General features: G+C 36.3%; 22 protein-coding genes, 1 tRNA gene and 1 pseudogene. 7 read left to right on the plus strand and 17 right to left on the minus strand.

Features of this window, described 5'->3' with window-relative positions; all coding sequences use genetic code 11:
- Positions 1-108: 108 nt before the first annotated feature.
- The gene (locus B5P42_RS02810; RefSeq protein WP_113733598.1) at positions 109-336 is read right to left on the minus strand and encodes a hypothetical protein; all 228 of its coding nucleotides are present in this window, start codon (positions 334-336) and stop codon (positions 109-111) included.
- A gap of 283 nt (positions 337-619) precedes the next feature.
- On the opposite strand from B5P42_RS02810, the gene B5P42_RS02815 reads away from it, so the two are divergent.
- From B5P42_RS02815 to B5P42_RS33065, 7 genes are all read left to right on the plus strand, one after another.
- Positions 620-844 carry a hypothetical protein gene (locus B5P42_RS02815; protein WP_113733599.1) on the plus strand — a complete coding sequence of 75 codons (225 nt, stop codon included), beginning with the start codon at positions 620-622 and terminating at the stop codon, positions 842-844.
- Positions 845-1,032: 188 nt separating this feature from the next.
- Positions 1,033-1,105: transfer RNA gene (locus B5P42_RS02820), tRNA-Val, on the plus strand.
- A gap of 172 nt (positions 1,106-1,277) precedes the next feature.
- Positions 1,278-2,198 carry a tyrosine-type recombinase/integrase gene (locus B5P42_RS02825; RefSeq protein WP_113733600.1) on the plus strand — a complete coding sequence of 307 codons (921 nt, stop codon included), beginning with the start codon at positions 1,278-1,280 and terminating at the stop codon, positions 2,196-2,198.
- Positions 2,199-2,349: 151 nt separating this feature from the next.
- On the plus strand, positions 2,350-3,105 hold the full coding sequence (locus B5P42_RS02830; RefSeq protein WP_113733601.1) for a helix-turn-helix domain-containing protein: 756 nt from the start codon (positions 2,350-2,352) through the stop codon (positions 3,103-3,105).
- Positions 3,106-3,368: 263 nt separating this feature from the next.
- Positions 3,369-3,863: a hypothetical protein gene (locus B5P42_RS02835; RefSeq protein WP_113733602.1), complete on the plus strand. Its 495-nt coding sequence runs from the start codon at positions 3,369-3,371 to the stop codon at positions 3,861-3,863.
- An 86-nt stretch (positions 3,864-3,949) separates the two neighbouring features.
- Positions 3,950-4,147 carry a hypothetical protein gene (locus B5P42_RS02840; protein ID WP_232308403.1) on the plus strand — a complete coding sequence of 66 codons (198 nt, stop codon included), beginning with the start codon at positions 3,950-3,952 and terminating at the stop codon, positions 4,145-4,147.
- 301 nt (positions 4,148-4,448) lie between these two features.
- Entirely contained in the window at positions 4,449-4,670 is a 222-nt protein-coding gene (locus B5P42_RS33065) for a hypothetical protein (RefSeq protein ID WP_113733603.1), read from the plus strand.
- Positions 4,671-4,756: 86 nt separating this feature from the next.
- On the opposite strand, the gene B5P42_RS02850 is transcribed toward B5P42_RS33065, so the two are convergent.
- From B5P42_RS02850 to B5P42_RS02935, 16 genes and pseudogenes are all read right to left on the minus strand, one after another.
- Positions 4,757-5,092, minus strand: a complete 336-nt coding sequence (locus B5P42_RS02850; RefSeq protein ID WP_113733604.1) for a hypothetical protein — start codon at positions 5,090-5,092, stop codon at positions 4,757-4,759.
- A 306-nt stretch (positions 5,093-5,398) separates the two neighbouring features.
- Positions 5,399-5,830: a hypothetical protein gene (locus B5P42_RS02860; protein ID WP_113733606.1), complete on the minus strand. Its 432-nt coding sequence runs from the start codon at positions 5,828-5,830 to the stop codon at positions 5,399-5,401.
- A gap of 1 nt (position 5,831) precedes the next feature.
- Entirely contained in the window at positions 5,832-6,029 is a 198-nt protein-coding gene (locus B5P42_RS02865) for a hypothetical protein (protein WP_113733607.1), read from the minus strand.
- A gap of 14 nt (positions 6,030-6,043) precedes the next feature.
- Positions 6,044-6,604: a hypothetical protein gene (locus B5P42_RS02870; protein WP_113733608.1), complete on the minus strand. Its 561-nt coding sequence runs from the start codon at positions 6,602-6,604 to the stop codon at positions 6,044-6,046.
- Positions 6,605-6,674: 70 nt separating this feature from the next.
- Positions 6,675-7,577, minus strand: coding sequence for a phage major capsid protein (locus B5P42_RS02875; RefSeq protein WP_113733609.1), 903 nt, complete (start codon positions 7,575-7,577; stop codon positions 6,675-6,677).
- Between the two features lie 247 nt (positions 7,578-7,824).
- Positions 7,825-8,070 carry a hypothetical protein gene (locus B5P42_RS02880; protein ID WP_113733610.1) on the minus strand — a complete coding sequence of 82 codons (246 nt, stop codon included), beginning with the start codon at positions 8,068-8,070 and terminating at the stop codon, positions 7,825-7,827.
- Positions 8,071-8,451: 381 nt separating this feature from the next.
- Positions 8,452-8,745, minus strand: a complete 294-nt coding sequence (locus B5P42_RS02885) for a BRO-N domain-containing protein (protein ID WP_113733611.1) — start codon at positions 8,743-8,745, stop codon at positions 8,452-8,454.
- A gap of 47 nt (positions 8,746-8,792) precedes the next feature.
- Positions 8,793-9,020: a hypothetical protein gene (locus B5P42_RS02890; RefSeq protein WP_113733612.1), complete on the minus strand. Its 228-nt coding sequence runs from the start codon at positions 9,018-9,020 to the stop codon at positions 8,793-8,795.
- 59 nt (positions 9,021-9,079) lie between these two features.
- Positions 9,080-9,928, minus strand: coding sequence for a hypothetical protein (locus B5P42_RS02895; protein WP_113733613.1), 849 nt, complete (start codon positions 9,926-9,928; stop codon positions 9,080-9,082).
- A 1,863-nt stretch (positions 9,929-11,791) separates the two neighbouring features.
- Positions 11,792-12,046, minus strand: a complete 255-nt coding sequence (locus B5P42_RS02900; RefSeq protein WP_113733614.1) for a polyprotein — start codon at positions 12,044-12,046, stop codon at positions 11,792-11,794.
- Positions 12,047-13,133: 1,087 nt separating this feature from the next.
- Positions 13,134-14,375, minus strand: a complete 1,242-nt coding sequence (locus B5P42_RS02905) for an ABC transporter permease (RefSeq protein ID WP_113733615.1) — start codon at positions 14,373-14,375, stop codon at positions 13,134-13,136.
- A complete protein-coding gene (locus B5P42_RS02910) occupies positions 14,368-15,267 on the minus strand; it encodes an ABC transporter ATP-binding protein (protein ID WP_113733616.1) in 900 nt (299 codons plus the stop codon). The genes B5P42_RS02905 and B5P42_RS02910 overlap by 8 nt, the downstream gene beginning before the upstream one ends.
- Before the next feature lie 446 nt (positions 15,268-15,713).
- Positions 15,714-16,074 (minus strand): annotated as a pseudogene (locus tag B5P42_RS31880) (hypothetical protein).
- A gap of 136 nt (positions 16,075-16,210) precedes the next feature.
- Entirely contained in the window at positions 16,211-16,393 is a 183-nt protein-coding gene (locus B5P42_RS02925) for a DUF3976 domain-containing protein (protein WP_002086895.1), read from the minus strand.
- A 28-nt stretch (positions 16,394-16,421) separates the two neighbouring features.
- Complete coding sequence (locus B5P42_RS02930) at positions 16,422-16,799, minus strand: hypothetical protein (RefSeq protein ID WP_060751875.1); 378 nt, start codon at positions 16,797-16,799, stop codon at positions 16,422-16,424.
- Positions 16,800-16,801: 2 nt separating this feature from the next.
- Complete coding sequence (locus B5P42_RS02935; protein WP_000428506.1) at positions 16,802-17,011, minus strand: helix-turn-helix transcriptional regulator; 210 nt, start codon at positions 17,009-17,011, stop codon at positions 16,802-16,804.
- Positions 17,012-17,774 lie beyond the last annotated feature (763 nt).

Below are 17,774 nucleotides of genomic sequence, written 5' to 3' on the forward strand. Positions count from 1 at the left end.
TACCAACCTATATGTAATTTGTATTAATTTGGAAGAATATTCACTTTTTTTACTATATCACACTTTTACGATTAGGAACATAAATATACAACAAAAAATAAGAAGGAATTACTCTTTCTTATCCTTCTCATCAATCAACGAATCTATTAACTTTTGCCCAGCTTCTTCGGGCGTAATCTCATCTGTCATCCCCATAAACGACCAACCTTTAGAATCGACCCACTCAACGAACTCTTGTAAAAACTCATCATGTGTAACATCCACATCAAGAATTGAGCCATTAATCGAAATCGTTCTATTTCTAGATACGCGCATCTTGAACGTTTTTCTTACCATTACAATAATTCTCCCTCTACTTCTGAATATTTATAAATATCTTGTACTTCTTTTATACATGATTTCTTGAAAATTGTAAAAAGGATATATTGGCCAATTTGCATATTAAAAATGAAAATCTCTTATTATATAACCCTCACACTACATTCATTTAGTCATAAATTACGGAATACATCCATATAAAAAAACAAACCAACTTATATTCTATCACACCAACTACACTTGACTTTAGTACGATCAAATAGAATATATTAGAAAACACCTTAAAATGAGGAGGAACTCCATGGCGCGTTGTACATATTGTAAAACGAAGTGGAAAATAAAAGATGTATGGTCGATACTCGTGACATTTGAAAAAGATTGTCCATATTGCTTCGGAAGACAATATCTATCAAAGAAAACATTGAACGCTATGCCAGAACTTATAAGCTTACCTTTACACTTCTTATTCCCTTTTCTTGTTGACTTAAGCGATGAAGGTCCTTTGGATTGGTATCGGAAAAAATAATAGAACCGCTTTATTCGAACTCACTTTTCATTAAATTCTCTACTTATATATTCCTTAATACACTACTAGCGTGATTCCAACTATTTTCCCATCAAAACATTAATATAAAATATTGTAAAATTTCAGTTAATTATATATAATTACTTTAGCATAAAGATTAAAGATGCTGTTACATACGCATTTTTGAAGATCCCGTAGCTCAGCAGGGAGAGCGCCACCTTGACAGGGTGGAGGTCGCTGGTTCGAGGCCAGTCGGGATCATAAAACTAAAGAGTATCAAGGCTTGAGAGGATATTCTCAAAAGCTAAAACTGTGGAGGTCTCCATCAGACACCACAAGTTAACAGAGGACTACTTCTAGTCAGCAAACCAGCTGGCTCAGAGGTAGTCCTCTTTTTTTGTTTCCATAAAACTGAGAAAGGACTGAAAAGAAAATGCTACTTAAGTTTGCTATGAAGGATTTCAAAGAGGAAAAAGAGTTCGCTAATCTGTCTCCTCGTACAATTCAATCTTATATGGCTACCATGCATGAGTTCCAAACGTTCTGCTCTGAGAGAGAACTGATAGATACACGAGATATTAGAGAAGCAACTGTTAAGAGCTACCTCATGTATTGCCAACGAACAAGAAAAAACAATGTAGTAACAAGAAACACAAAGCTCCATCACCTAAAGATTTTCTTTAACTACTTACAACACGAGGACATTATCACTGAGAAAGAAAACCCTATTCGTAAAATGAAACTGGCTAAAGAGGATATAAAAATTGAGGTCTTTCAAGATTACCATATCAAGCAAATGCTGAGTTACTATAGGAGACTTAAAACAAGAGATAAAAGCCTCTACGCTTATCGAGATCACACTATTATTGTTTTCCTTTTAGGAACTGGCTCAAGGTTAGGAGAGCTTATCAATATACGCTGGAGTGAATTGGACTTGGTAAACCAAACAGTAACCCTATTCGGTAAAGCTCGTAAGCAACAGACTGTCCCTCTCACAGACAAGCTTATAAAAGAGCTTTGTGAGTACAAAGTGTTCATTGAACGTGAGATTGGAAAACTCCCAGAGTACGTATTTACCACACGAGAAGGGAAACAAATGAGTCCTAATAGCATCAAACTCATATTCAAGCGACTCAAACAAGTAATGAACTTTAAAGATGTTCGCTTATCAGCTCATACTTTCCGTCATACTTTTGCGCATCGTTGCTTAATGGCTGGTATGGACGTTTTTACCCTCCAAAGAATGCTAAGGCACAGCAATTTGAGAATGACTGAGAGGTATCTCGCTCTTTGGGGAACAGCCTTGAAAGAACAAAACGATAAGTTTAATCCACTTAATTCACTTGAGATTTAAAACAAATAAAAAGAGAGCCCTTCTAGTTTGGCGACAGGAAAGGGCTCTCTTACAGCTACAGAAACTCGAAGGAGCTTCCTTGTTTGCTATTGTATCATGCTTATTGGTACTAGCTCAAGGGGTGTTCCTTCTCATATAGGAGGAAAAGAATATGAAGGAACTACGAAAATATCAATCATTTAATTCTGTACCCGAGATGGACAATTCTATTAGTGAATACCTGTCAGTGTATAAACTCAAAGAGTCAGAATACACAGTGCTATGGAAGCTTGCTTGTTACTCATGCAAATTCATAGGAGTCAGCTATCTCAAAGTAGACTCTTTAGCTGATCTCACAGGTTACTCTAAACGCACTATACAGCGTGCTCTCAAGGGGTTATCTGAGTTAGGAATCATTACTCGTATTAACCAATTTAAGCCTGTTAAAGGTGGCTATAGCGCTTCAATAACAGTTATTAATCCCTATGAGAGTCACCTTGCTAAGTCACCTTGTGAGAAAGCTGTAGAGCCTACTCCTGAGCGAATTGAGGAGCTTCCTTCTCATACAGATACAATTACTTATAAAACTAAAAGCTCTAAAGATAATACATACGTAGCACACGAGTTAGGATTAACTCATTTAGATGCTATTGGTGTTCCTACTGAGTTCTCTGTCTCAGTATTGCCTTATCTAGATGTACAACAAGTGTACAAGCTATGGAGTCGTGTACAATTGGCTACTCGTAAGCATGCACCAGATGTAGTTGAAACTGTAGAGATCGCCGTCTCAGCTGTACGTGCTAGTGTGCTTGCATCTAAGGTTAAACGAGTGAATGACTTCACAGGATATTTCTATGGAGTGCTGTCTCAAAAGTTATCGACTGCTCAGCGGTCTCTCAAGTGTCGTCTGTTTAACTTCCTTGATTGATTACCAGTAAGGTAATAATCCCTGCTATCTGGTTGCTGTCCTATCTCGGTTAACCCCAGAGGTAGCATCTGTCCAGCTATGCTCGATGGGTTACACCTGTTGGCATTCTATCGGGTTGTTGTCCGTTCTCTGTAGGTACAAGGGTCTGTACATTATACATACCCCTAGAGCTGGCAACTAATCAGGCATATGGAATGATAATGACAACGTAGTTGCTCGATAGCATGCCTCCTCAACGGCAAGATAACTAAGGGGGAATACTAATGAGTAACGTAAAAGTAATTATTGAGGTAATCGACAACAAGGCAGAGCGTGACAACTTGGTAGAACGAGTAGAAGTTCTGGAGAGAGTGAAAAGCCTACTGTTACTTCCTAATTTAGAATACGCTACTTCTAAACAGGTTGCTGATTTTTATGGTGTGCCGATTAAAAGCGTAAACAACATATTACTAAGAAACAGAGATGAATTACTACTAGATGGATACGAACAAGTTAACGGAAAAGATTTAGCCATACTCAAAATGAAGAGTGCTAAAATAGAAAATAAAAGAGGTCACATTTTAATAAATAATGAAATAAAAATACCATATAACGAAGTAGGTTTATTTCCTAAGAGAGCGATCCTCCGAGTAGGAATGCTACTACGTGACTCGGAAGTAGCCAAGGAAGTACGCACTCAGTTGTTAAACATCGAGGAGCACACAGCTACCGAGAGACAAGTTTACATTCGTTCGGCTGTCTCTATAGGGTCAAAATGAACCTTAGAGAATAAACCTAAAAAGTTTAACTAAAGGGTTGCGCAACCCGTTTATGCTATGTTAAGATTAACTCATCGGCAAGGGAGGTGACAAACTTGCAAGAGAAACAACTTAGGTACTTCACACGTATTATGGATGCCTACTCGCTAGATTCCATTGAGGAAGCGCAAAGGTTTTACAAGCTGTTTAGCGCTCTCAAGTTATTACCACAGAGTAAGCGAAAAGAACTAGTGGAGATCGCTTTTGAGCGTATCAACGAAGGAAAATCTATAGTAGATAAGTGAAACACAAATAGCCCTACCCAGTAGTAAACTTTGGCGAGTTCACTGGATAAGGCTAAGCAATTCAGTCGAACCTATAAGGCTCTTTCCTCCCTATGGTATCACGAGCAGGAATAGCTGTAAAGGTTCGACCTCACAGGAGGCGAATAAGTTGAAGCTTAAAAATTGGGTTAAATCAACCTTGGTAGCTGGCGGTAGTATAAGCTTTCTTTACGCAGCTGGTTACATTGTTTCACTCATGATTGTACACCTGTAGTATTACCTATCTCGTGTAAACAAATAAAACTAAAGGGAGAGATTTTTTATGACAACAATTACTATTCAACCAACTAATTTAGATATCATTATGGAGGAGATCGACACTCTAGTATCCAACTTCCAGGACTCACTATCTCGTATCACTAATAAAGTTTGCAAAGTAGATACATTCCAACTAGGCCTTACGTATGTGGTTATCTTACGAGCTGGCAAAATCTCTAAAACTCTTAGTTTTAATTTAAATGAAGTAACCGAGGAGAATATTTAACTCAAGAAGTAATACCCCACGAGCTGACTCTACATGAGTCGGTTCTTTTGCTTTCCTCCTCAGGGTTACCAATGTGGTAATTGAAATTATAGTTTGTGCACTCGTTGAAACCAATTAGATAACTCTTGAGCTTGCTGTTTATCTATCGCAAACCCCTTATCCATCCCCTTCGATTCAATTTCAATACCGAAATAACCATCGTTCAGAGGGCGAATTCTCAATAAATCTCCTCCTTGATCTAACAACTCAGCCATCTCTCTATTACTTAAGATTCTCATAAACTCACGAGCTCTGTTTCTTGAGAATACACAATGGACATAACGTCTGTATTCATCCTTAATTGTAAAATACATTGAACCTAAGATAAGCTCTACTTCTAGAGTTTGATTTAAAATATCTTTGTATTCCAGCATAGGTATCATCTTATCACCACCTCTCATAAATGATTATAGAGTTGTCAACTTGCAAAGGAAATACCTTTTGTAAAGTTGGTTTACTGTGGTAATACCCGGTGTTTCAACTATCTATCTCCTCTACTTCCACATTTATTAGTTTTCCATCTATGGTGTATCTCAATTGGTTGTTATAACTCTTAGTGATATCACTATAGAGCCAGCTAACCCCATTGTTTGTCTCAGTGGTAAAGTTACTTAGGTATTCTTTACCTCCACTAGTCCATCTAACATAACATCTATACTTACACATATAGCATTCCCCCTCTAGTGTTATTACTGCTCAGTACCACCATCGAAAAGAATATTCCAGTTAGCCTCTGTTTTGTTCTCCACGTTACCCTTAGACAAACGATACTTTCGAGATAACCCTAACTCATCTATTAATCTAATATAGCGACTCTCAAAGTCTGCCATACTTACCTTCTCATTGACTGCATACTCCATAGTTACATTCTTACGTCTAGCCTTAATGAGGTTAATCAGAGCTAGGTCAAGTGTTTCTAAATCCAGCTTGTCCAACTCGTATTTTTCTTGGTAGTGTTCGAACGTTTCTTTATACCATTGGTTCTCCTCCTCTGTTAGATCTGCTTTGAAGTCCTTCAGATACAACCCATGAATGTAGTTACCTGGAGTTAGATTCTTTAACGCTTTCGCTTTCCCCTCAGGGGTGCGTGGCCCTCCAGTCGGATTATGTGGTCTAGCCATATTAATTCCCCTCCTTAGTTACTGAGAATAGTAGTACAGATGTACCAGTCAGGTATACTGCCTTGTTAGTATCAACTGAGATAGGAAACAAGTCAGACTCCTCTCGTTCGATCCAGCTCATGAATTCAGCTAGCTTACCATCATCTATAGTTACTTCTAGAGCGCCACCTGTTGGGGTTACAATCTTTACGTTGTTCATTAGTCATCTACCTCCTATTTGATTCCTAGACTAGCAACATACTGTTTGTATTCTTCCTCAAAGGATTTCTCCTCTTGAGACTTTGCATCCATGGCTAACGAGAAAGCCTTGTATACTTCTTGAGGGCTGTACTTTAGGGGTTGTTCCTGCTCGGAGAACAGTTGAGCACCTTTTAGTTGTGGGAATGCTACGAGGCTTACTTCTCGAATCCGTGTAGGGTTGCCTTTAGAGTCTGTATAAAAAGAGATGGAAACCTTTTTGGCTAATCCCTTTTGAACACGCTGTTTAATGGAGTCCTCGATAATACGAACGGTTCCCATCAGCTTTTCACCTACTACCTTCACGCTCTCAAGGAATCCTACAGTATCTTTTGCACTCTCACTGTGGTCTAACTGGATAGGTACATTTTCCTCTTTGTTAAACGAGCTAACCAAAGCATGCAAGTCCTTACTCGTGTAGTTTCGTCCTCTGTGTTTACCTGTGGAGAATAACTCTGCGTCCTTCAATAGGTCTTGTCCTTCCTCGGAAAACGACTCCGTTAAATGACCCGTATTGTTAAACTTCATAAGTTGCATATATTTCACCTCTTTAATTTAAATAAAAATAGGGAGCAACCCTTTTCGGCTACTCCCTCTGTAGGTTGTACTAAGCAATGATATTCTTTAACAGGTAAATCCCTTTTGGATCAGTTACATAACTCTCAGTGAATCGTAGAGCACGAACAACTGTAGTCATGTCCTCATCTTGGTTATACTGGCTCGTAGATAATGGAACTGCATCAGCGATGTCACCGATAGCTCCACGTTGTACAAGTAATACATCCTTATCAGCGAACGTTTCATCTACGAATAGGTCTAAGCCTAAGAAGTTACCGCGGTAACCAGCTAATTGTTTTAAGTCCTGATTGATGTACTCTGGAGAAGCATCACTATTGTTAGAGATGATTCCAAAAGTAGCTGGAGAGACAACCATCGTGTCTAACACATAGCCAAACTTTGCAGCTTCAACTTGTGCGGTCGTTAAATCACTACGAATAGCAATAGCACCCTTTGTCGTCTGTCCTTTAGCTGATTGACTAGCAGTTAAATCACTCCAGTATAAATCCGTACCAGTACCTGTTTTCGTACGCTTGTTAATATTTGCATCATTAAGGATTCGATCGTAAGTCATTGCGTTAACCATGTTACTAACCGAGTTAGCAAGCTTATTGAACACTCGCTCAAAGTAACTGCTAGCACCAAAACGTTGTTGCTCATATGAGATAGCAGCCTCTAAGCCATACTTACGGATTAAAGCAAGTTGCGCCTTCTCGCTGATACCAATACGTTTGAATCCTGAGCCTTCACCTACCTCAGGTACTTCTTCGTAAGCATAACGACCGTTAGCATCTGCATCTGCATCTTTGAAGAATTTAACTGATAGAGCATCAACTGAGGTTTTAGTCATAAGTAAGTCAGCGATCATTTTTCTTTCTGCTAAGTCCTTAATACGACGATCTACAAATTGTTTCTTTAAATTGGGGTGTTGTCCTAAAATAATATCACTCATGTGTTTCCTCCTCGTTCCGTCTCTATGAGACAGAATCTATTAGTTATGGTAATAGTGTAGTAAGTGCTACTCAGTAACTAAACTATTCTAGAAGAAACAAGCAAAGAAAACCCTCAGGAGGTAAAACTTTGCTTATGTCCTCTAGAATAGCCACGAGCCAGAAGAACTCCCCTATTAGTCTGATAGGTTCAGCGTTCATCCCAACTCATGTATGCTACTTTCGTTTTACTTTGGAGCTATCTAGGAGTTAAATGCTTCTCAGTTGCTCTTGAGTGCTACCAATAATGAACTGCATATGTTCTAGACTCTGCTGAGAAAAATCGAACTTTCCAGCAAGCCAATTCTGAATCGTACATCTACCAAAGCCCACCTTCACAGCAAAAACCGAGTTAGAGCAGCCTGTGATTTCTTTATACTTTAGGTAGCGCTCTCGTGTGGCTTCATTCATTGCAATCTTGATATCTAATTCCTCTTCAGTTAACTTTAATGGCATATTTCATCTCTCCTATCTAGTTTTCTATTCATCTATATGTCTATTCATCTGTAATTTAAAAGAAGACTCCACCAGCTCGTACTAGTGGAGTTAGCCATAGAGGTGATCCCCATCACCAAACCACAGGAGGTTGTTATAAATGGCTGATTTAATCTAGGACATGGAGATTAATTCTCCGTAGTACTACCGAGGAAGTGATTTTTCTCTCTAGAGGAGACTCGGTAGTACTACACAAAGCTAAAAGGGTGTGACAACTCTTTTGTTGCCTTCATATACGTAGTAGCTGGACTGTGCTATTGTTTTACTCCTTATACTAATTAAGTATCGATATACCCCTCTAGGACGACCAAAAGAGCTATCCTCCTCAGGTAACTCAGTAGATCACGCTTCCTTTTTCCACTGTTTGGCGATTGGCTTGCGAGATTGCATAATAACTTCATAAATACCATCCTCAGTAAGAAACATTGTATCCCTATTTTGACCTGAGATTAAAAATTTTAATTTCAGCTTTTCATCTTTATCAACCGTTCTCAGCATATTAGTAATGTTTCCGTTTGGGTATTCAATCCACTCAGCTACATCTTTAGCTAGAAACAACGGCTCCTCCACAGTTCCATAAACTTTAAAGCCTTGCCCTAAAACTTCTTGTTGGTGAATTACTGTTAAGTTACTCATTAGTATTCCCCCTTGGTTATCTCGTTAAGATAAAAAAAAGCCAGCTCTCAGTGAGCCAGCCAAGTATAAATATTATCCTTTTTAGTCATTTTCCTTGGTTGTATTTTTATTGGTGTAACCTGTGAGAGTGCGCTCTCCAGTGTACCGAAGTTATCTTTGATAGCTGCTAACAACTGAGGACGTTCTCTGGAGAATGCTCCCTCGTTAATTTGTTTACCGTAGTACTTCATCTCTGCAAGTGTCTCTAGGATTAACTCATTCGTATATATGCTCATTTGGTTTCCTCCTTAGGGGTAATGGGGTGGGGTGTACCTTGTGGATCATTGGTAGGGGATTACTTTTTGAAGTTATCTTTAGAGAAGGAAGCCAGCTCGATAGCATCAGCCAGCTCTCTTATATTTGGAGTTCTGAGCTTTTTACTAACTAGTTGTGGATTCAAGATGATTACCTTCTTAACAGAGCTAATCTCCATTAGTAATCCTGCTCGTATTAACTTAGGAATAGCTCTCTTTGTGAAATCAGCCGAGCAACCAACCGAGGGAGCAATGTGTTTTCTACTCCATATTTCTAACTCTGATACATTCACCTCGTGGGGGTTGTCCACCAATAAATGCAACCCATAATGGAAGTGACCAAGTAGTTTAAAGAATAGTCCTAACTCTGAGAAGGAAATCTTTTTGGCTACCTCGAGTAATTTCCCTTTGTATACCTTTGTGAACAAGTCTTTACCATCGTAGTTGCCTACATTGAAGAACTGCTCTCCTAGAGAGATAACTGTGTTTCGTCCCTGTTTAGTTCTAACGATAAGGCTTAACTTCTCCAGCTCGGCTAAGATATTCTTTACTTGAGTTGGCTTCTTTCCGAGTAGATCTGCTAGTTTGCTAGTGGAAAGTAACTCTGATTCTTTTCCTTCCTCACGGTAATACAAGACTCCATTTTTACCTAACTTGGCAAACCCTAGCAGGAACATCATTACTCCTGAGTTCTCTAATGATAGGTAATCATTTACCTCTCTTATTTCATCTTTCACCATAGTAAACTGGGTATTACCTTCTTTGTAACTCTCCTTAGGTTTTCCTTTTCTTGCTTCTTTCTGAGCTGGACTAGTAACATCAGCCCCATTACTCATTGCCTCCTCAACTGTCATTCCTCTTAGTTCATTGATCGTTAGTTGATTGCTCATTTGTCTACCTCCATTATTTTTATTTGACGAGACAGTTAACTATATGATATGATTATTAGTTTCCTTTTTCTATTTATATTGTATTACGTTTCAAAATAAGACACAAGATATATGTATAAATTCTTTCTTTTTTTACACATATAGTGTTATGCACTGTAGCGGTTGTCCTCATTTTGGTGTATGAGACTGGCTCTATTAGCCCTTTTTGGTGTATGAGACTGGCTCTATTAATTTACCATCAGCCTTACTCCCACAAGGGATTGAGCCTATTTTGGTTGTTCGTTTCTCTGTATCTGTGTACCAACTAGGCTATCTCAGCAAGGACTTCTCCTGAGTCAAACTCCTTTGTCCGTCCTCGTTAGGCACAACAAAAAGGAGGTAACCTGATTGGCTGCCTCCTGGGATATCCCTAATTAGATTCTACTTTCTCAATACATAAATACAAAAACCTGAGACGGAGAATCTACAGAAGAATATTTCAAGGCTTGTCCTACTCGTTTACGAGAAAGTAGATCCTTGAAGATAATCTCTGTAGTTGCCATCTCCTATAGTTCTTTATTTCTTAAATCTTTAAATACCTTAATATCTATATGAGCTGGCATCTCTAGAGCTTTACTACCCAGCTTTCTCTGTCGATTCTCGACTAGTACTACCAGGTAGTTATATCTCTAGAGTAACTTCCTCGTAAGTTATTTTTATTTCTTTTTTACGAGCTGGGAATCTAATTGGTTAACTATCAGATGTATCTCAAAAGTAACAACTATGTAGTTAGTAGCAAAAGCGTGACTATTTTAGGTGAATCTCATGTATTTCACTCCTCAGCATCAACACTAGAGGCCGCCTAACTTGTAACTTAGGAGTTATTTTCTACACTAGACGGGTTTGTCTCAATCTCACAAGTTAACTAGGAGTGAAATGAAATGCCAAGTTAGATGATACGAGATAGCCGATCTCTCAAAGGTGGTGGCTAACAGGGGCTCACCCTCAAATGAGTACAGCCTCGATGTTGCCACTTTAGGATTTTATAAAATTATTAAAAGGTCTAAATGAGAATTACCTGAGGAAGACGATCTATATAGGTATGCTCATGGGTAGTACACGAGGTGCCAACTCCAGTGGGCCGATTTTCCTATATGATTTCTCCTCTGTATGTTAAGTATCGTCAGTTGAGCACCCCCTACCCTTTGTGATTTAACGAGGAAGACGATCTTATCAGTCACCAACGAGATAGCCACCTCCTAGAACACCGCTGAGGCTTACGAGATTACTCCGTGTGAGTCTTTACCTGTCGAGTAGGTACAAATGGGTTACTTCCTCAGTAGAGACGCTTATAGAGTCTCCCGTACAGTCAACTATTAGCCATACTCGCAGCCACTACTAAGTGATACTATAGTGGTAATAACATTTATTATGTAAACAAATAATGATTCTCAGTAGGCTACCTCTAGGGTATCTGCTCCCTTGGTACGTCTACGTTAGTCCCATCTCACATAAGTCCTTGAATAAATCACTGTATGAGGTAGCAACTCTGTAGGTGTATCTCTGTGTGTATATCTACTCAGTCGTATTCACTGAGAGGCAGCGCCAAGTAGCATGGCTGTAAGGTTGCTGTCTCTGTGGGTTATGCAGTTCACTGTGACTTCACCTCTGTAGGCGTACTCTGTGGGTAGTGGTGAGGTGGCATACTCTGGAGGGGTACTAGGTGGGTTACTTTCATAACTGTTCGATATTGTAACTTGGGAGAAACGACCACAGAGAGGGGTGCGTGAAACTATTTAGTGTGAAGTATTATAGCTGGATGCGTTAGTATCGCTCTCGTGTCTTTAACACTTGGAGGCTACCTTCATAATATCCATTAGTTTCCTACCTCCCAGTTGCTACTTTATAAGTTGTTCTCTTGTAGGTACCCACGTGGTACACCTTGAACCGTATATTCATTCCAGTTAATTTATTTTCAACATATAGAGTTTTGTATTTCTTATTAAAGTTAGCTACAAAGTTCATTGCATCAGCACCTATGAGAACGACTCTATCGTCACCGATATAAAACTCAATAGCTGCCTGTGCCTGATCTAGATTATCGTGCCAGTTAACCCACTTCTTAAACCACTTAAACATTTTATATTCCTCCTCTTAGTTTTCATAAATAGTTATTCTATTTATTCCCAAATTTTTCCCTATCAATACCACCTGAGACGGCACCTATTTTAGTCTCCTACTTTTGTCGAATACTAGCTCACAAGTTTTATCTGAATAGTACACCTTGTTAGTTTGCTGTCTCAGTGAATCTATTAGTTAATAATCATTTACAATATCTCCCTTGAGAACGTTAACTCAAAAGCTAAAACTGTGGAGGTCGTAGCAAAAGAGGGTTGACTAAATATTGAAACTACTTTAGTATTTTCAATAAGAAACTCTAACTGAAGTGGTTCTCAATGAGAATAATAACTCGAGAGCCTTGATACATATAAGTTTTACTGATCCCAAACCTCTACAGTTCACTGGGAAGTTCCCTTGACAGGGTGGAGGTCGCTGGTTCGAGGCCAGTCGGGATCATATGAGAAACCCCTTGATAGTCAAGGGGCTTTCTTTATGTAGCAAATCAATATACTTTTTTAAGAATAAATTTTTTATATACTGTTCAAGATTTGATCAATAGCTCTCTTTTGGTTAACGATTAATTTTTCATATGAAAATAAACTTATGATTTTAAATCTCTTATTAGATTTGAGTCAATATTTTAGACAAAAAAATTCAATCTAAGCTAGCTTTATTTTATTTGATTTACTGCTATTTGTAATATCGTTCACCGTGATATAGCAAAGTGCGATTCTAAACTTGTAATATTATACATATCTTAAAAAACCAGTAAATATATCCTTTTCTTTCAACTTATATTCATCTCGATTGAAACATTGCGTAAGATTCTGTGAGACTTCCGGTTCATCAATCGCTAATATTATATTTCTACCATTTTCCCCTACTTATTTTCCTCAATTCTTGAGAAAGACATAAATTATATCAATCATCACTCTGCGTTGTTCGCCAGAACTCAATTCTTCACTCTCTTCTTGGGAGCTTTTTAAAGTTTTCTTTGAAAAATAGCCTAATACAATAATTTTTATATTTATTTATATATATTTTGTAACACCAAAGAACTACATAGATTAACTATGTAGTCTTTTTAAATATGAATAGGCCAATCTTATTTTTTCCCTAACTTGATTGCCTTTTTTATATTACTGAATGCACCTTTACCATATAATAATACGCCACCGCGGTAAACACGACTCGTTAAACCAATCATCATACATATTGTTGCTAATAGAATCGCTAATGCAAGCGCAATCTCCCATACTGGGATATTGAGGAATCCAATTCGTACGAGCATAACAATAGGAGTAAAGAAAGGTATATAGCTAGTAATGGTAACAACCGTGCTGCTTGGATTTGACATTCCATAAAGTGCGATATACAAAGCAGCAATTAACATAAATGTCAGCGGCATAACAGCTTGAGAAGATTCCTCTATACGACTAATAACAGAGCCGAGTAGACAAGATAATGAGCCATATAATAAGAATCCTAATGTGAAGAATAGAATCCCATAAAACACTAGAGTAGGAGCAACAGAATTTAAATCAATACTATTTAAAATATCATTTTTCGATTCATTAATTGCTGTTTTATACCCTACAGTTGCGACCAAGCCCCAAATTATTATTTGTGTAATACCTGCCAACAATGTTGAGAAGAGCTTCGCATATAAATGTTTTGTAGGCGAAATACTTGAAACAACTAACTCCATTACACGAGAAGATTTTTCTGTTGCAACATCTGTAGCTAATTGTGCAGCATACATTAATATCATTACATAATTTAGCATGATAAAGGTATTAATTAAAATTCCTACACCCTCTGTATGTTCTCCATCTTTAACCTTATCTGAAACAGTTTTGGTTTGTATTTCTACTGGCGTTGTTAACACCTTTAATTCATCTTGCGATAGATTCAATTGCTGAGCGAAATTAGAAGATTGTATTTGAGATAAAATAGTTTGAACCTTGCTAACATCTTGCTGATTTACATCTGTCTCAGTTATATACGTAGCCTTTAGTTGCTTATTATCCAATTCCTCTACAACGATTGCATATGTATAATCACCATTTTTAACACCTGATTCTGCTTTTGGTTTATCCGTACTACGCTTAACATGTATCTTACTATCGACATTTTTAAACACTTGTTGAATTGTTGTATATAATTCTTCTTTTTCTGTAACAACGACAACTTGCTCTTCCTCGTTACCTACAAAATAGTTATAAATTTTTTCAAAATTCATCATTCCTATAATTAACATAGAAATCATGATTGTAATAACAATATATGATGTAGCTTTTACCTTAGATTTATAGTTTTGTAAAAAAATTGTCCAGAAACTATTCATGCTGTGCACCTACTTTCTCAATAAAGATGTCATTTAATGTAGGTTCTTCTACTGCGAATTTTTTAACAAAACCTAATTTCGTTATCTCTTTAAATAAAACATGCGAAACTTCTTCATATGAAATTTTAAGAGTAACTGCATTTTTACGTTTCTTCATACTTTCTACACCTTTTATTTCTTTCAAATGATCAAAGTCATGATCGCCAACGATTACAACATTCTTTTTACCAAAGTCACTTTTAATTTTGGCAATGTCTCCTTGAACAACAGGTACTCCTTTGTGCATGATACAAATGTGTTGACATAACTCTTCCACATGTTCCATACGATGTGAACTAAAAAGAATGTACGACCCTTGTTTTTGCATATCAAGAACGGCTTCTTTTAACATTTCAACATTTACTGGGTCTAAACCACTAAATGGTTCATCTAAAATTAAGAGTTCAGGCTTATGTATAATCGCTGTTATCAGCTGAATTTTTTGCTGATTCCCTTTTGAAAGTTCTCCTACCTTTTTGTTCAGATACTCAGTAATATTAAAACGCTCCAGCCAATAGTGAAGTTCTTTTTCTGCATCTTTACTTTTCATGTTCTTTAATTTTGCAAAAAAGTTAACTTGTTCTTTGACAGTCATTTTCGCATAAAGCCCACGTTCTTCGGGTAAATACCCAATCTTATCCGTTACATCATAATTTATAGGCTTACCATTCCATGAAATGGTTCCGCTTGATTTCGATAAAAAGCCAAGTATCATTCGAAATGTAGTCGTTTTACCTGCTCCATTCCCGCCCAAGAATCCAAAAATTTCACCTTTTAGTATCTTGATATTCAAATTATTAACTGCAACATGCTCGTCAAATTTCTTTGTTAAATCTTTAATTAGTAAACTCATTATCCACACCCTTAATTCTCAAGATGATTTATTTATACAATTGTATATCCAGTCAACCACAATATTTTGACCTCTTATGGTATCTCTTTTATAAGACATTAAAAATAAAATGACATTTGTAAAATCTGAATTTTCAACAATTTTCCTATATGGTATCTTTTTTAATAACTTATTTCCTTCAAAAATCATTCATTACCAACAAATGTTATATTTTTCATTATAAGGTTAGCATAAGATTTAGAATAACCAATATGCAATTTTACATATTTTAATATTTCCATAAAGTATTTCTTTAAAAAAATTTTCGTTATGTACTTTAAAATAACTTATAGGCACATTTAAGCTGCTCAATAGATAAATCATTCGTTTCTATCTTTTCAAAAGTTCCTGCTTTCCATCTCATACCGTTCACTACTCTCTATTAAAAATTTGTTTCTTCATTTATATTATAATACTTGTTTTAACATCGGTCTTACGATTCTATATTCGTCACCAAAAGGTTCCTTTATGATTAAAGGCGATTGATCATCTTTTTTCTTCAATCATTGTGAATACTTCTGTTTTTTCTTGTAATGTATTAGATTAGCTATTTTTAGTAGGTGCTTTAATTGCTTCAATTTTCTTTGTCACTTCGCCAAGCTTTTGCCCGACTTCTTCCGCTTTGACAGGTTCATTCGTAACTTAGTATTCCCGGTCCCCCCATACTAACATAGGTGGCACTTGTTCTCGTTTGTTACATATTATATAAGTAATACTAGCTACAAGTAGTAGACATGTTAATAAAAAGAAGATAGCTTTTTTGTTCATATACTATTCTCCTTATCTATCATTTTATTGGATTATATAATAGGAAATATAGTCACTAAATAGTTTTTATGGTATTTTTTAGTATTAATTTCAAATAGAAAAACCTTACTATAAAGTAAGGTTCCGTTTTTAAGTTCTATAATGACTGATTTATTAAAACGATCATTACGATAATCGCTATAAACATAACAACTAAACAGCCGATCATTTTATAAAATCCTCTTTTCGTTAACGTCCCGCCTTGAACGTCTTTACGAATAAATAAGAATACCGCTAAAAATAATACAAGCCCCATGCCAAAAGCATACATCATTTGCATATGTTAATCTTCCTTTCTCTTTTACATCTTAATATCTTTTCGATAAAACAACAAATGAGATAAAAACTGTACTCATCGTGAGTGCCATAAGTATGTTCAATAGTTCAGTAGCAGATAGTGTAAGTATTTTTAAGTTTAAGCCGATAGAGAAAAGAAGATAATATGCGGTTAGTGCAAAAAAGGTCACGAACATCCCTTTATAACGAATAAGCTTCATTCGCTCATCTTTTTCTTTAAATTGTGGGTGCAAGTAACTTAAGCAAAAACACATAATCATCATCGCAAGCAATGTATACGTTGGAGCCGGTGGTGCAGAATGCGTCATTATACCTGTTAATATCATAAATCCACTCATAAATAGAAAAATAATTCCCATCATAACGAAGTACTTTTGTGAATAGTTCATCTTTATTCCCCCTCTTCCTTTCCTTCATAAATAAATACATGTTCTATCGTTGTCTGAAATGTTTTTGCTATTTCAAATGCTAACGGAAGTGATGGATCATATTTTCCCTTTTCAATTGAAATGATGGTTTGTCTGGAAACTCCAAGTTTCTCAGCCAATTTTTCTTGAGATAATCCAAATTTTTTTCGGTATTCAACCATTTTATTTTCCAAGGAAATTTCTCCCTCCTTCCTTATACCGAGTATATATGTAAAGTAAACTTTACGTCAAGTTTCCTTTACATTCATTTCGTCTATTTTTCATTCTATTTATATAGAAGAAACTTTTTCAAATTCAGCACGTCTATTTTGAAATGAAACATGGAACAATGTATATAGCCGTTACTATATCTCCTCTCCGTTTTTATGAAAATTTAATATCTCCATATTTGTTTTATCCTTTTAAAATGTTTCATTCTGCTCTTTATCGGGTGAAATGCGCTATTGTTTTTCGCCATATTTATAGAAACTAACGATTTATGAAGCATTTTTTATGTTTAGCCACTTTTTTTGTAGAAATCCTTCATTTTCCTTTCGATATTTAACACTATCGAGATAAAGTTTATGGTAAATTCATAATTTTTTATTTTTTATACTATATTCCGTTATATTGTTGTATAATATCAATGAAAGCGCTTATTATTCCAATATACATAATTCGAACTAAACTTTATCGAAACATTCTGATAGTTATACTTATATTTAAATGCAACAATTATAGTTATTAATGTAGGTATACCAAATATATCCACCCCGTTTTCCCGTGAAATTACTTTATAACATGAAAGATTAACTTGGGTGATAAGTTATTGTGAATGTTTTTTTACAAAACAGATAAGTAATAGTGTTTGGTATTATGTAAATTATTGTAATAACATAAGAGTAAAGAAAAACATTTACATTGATTATTGGTTCATCAATTATTGAAAAGAGCAAA

Source organism: Bacillus sp. SRB_331, from assembly GCF_003264175.1.
Lineage (GTDB): Bacteria > Bacillota > Bacilli > Bacillales > Bacillaceae_G > Bacillus_A > Bacillus_A mycoides.